Genomic DNA, 845 nt, shown 5'->3' with positions numbered 1-845 from the left:
GTATTGAGCGCGGAGCAGAAAGTTACGATATTCAAGGTCAGTACAACGGTTTGCCGGCGTCTGGTTTAGGTATTTCACTTGGTACAGGTGCGAACGCGCTGGAAACGGCGGCTGCAGTCAAAGAGCGTTTAGCAGAGTTAAGTGAAAACTTCCCAGACGGTCTGAAAGTCGCTTATCCATTTGAGACAACACCGTTTGTAGAAGCATCGATTCAAGAAGTTGTGAAAACGCTACTGGAAGCGATTGTATTGGTGTTCTTGATTATGTACCTGTTCTTACAGAACTTCCGTGCAACGATCATCCCGACGATTGCGGTTCCGGTTGTACTCTTGGGTACGTTTGCCATTCTTTACGCGACAGGTTTCAGCGTGAATACCCTGACGATGTTTGCGATGGTTCTGGCGATTGGTTTGCTGGTGGATGACGCCATCGTTGTGGTAGAAAACGTTGAGCGTGTGATGCACGAAGACGGGCTCGATCCAAAAGAAGCAACTAAGAAATCGATGGGGCAGATCACTGGCGCGTTGATTGGTGTTGGTTTGACCTTATCGGCAGTATTCGTCCCGATGGCATTTATGTCAGGTTCGACCGGGGTAATTTACCGTCAGTTCTCAATCACCATCGTTGCTGCGATGACGTTGTCAGTGATGGTTGCGATCATCCTGACACCAGCGCTGTGTGCTACGTTACTGAAAAAAGGTGACGCTGAATTTACGGATAAAAAAGGCTTCTTCGGTTGGTTTAACCGTAAATTTGATTCGATGACCGCAGGTTATGAGGCTGGTGTAGCCAAGTTGCTAAAACGCACTGGGCGTATGTTGTTGGTGTTTTTGGCAATGAGCGCT

1 pseudogene is annotated in these 845 nt (G+C 47.9%); it reads left to right on the top strand.

From position 1 onward, the window contains the following. A pseudogene (vmeB, locus tag R8N49_RS26055) lies at positions 1–845 on the top strand (multidrug efflux RND transporter permease subunit VmeB); the annotation flags it as partial.

The sequence above is a fragment of the Vibrio sp. 1978 genome, assembly GCF_033344345.1.
Note: the sequence above shows the minus strand (reverse complement) of the source record. Positions and strands in the feature narration are given on the sequence as shown.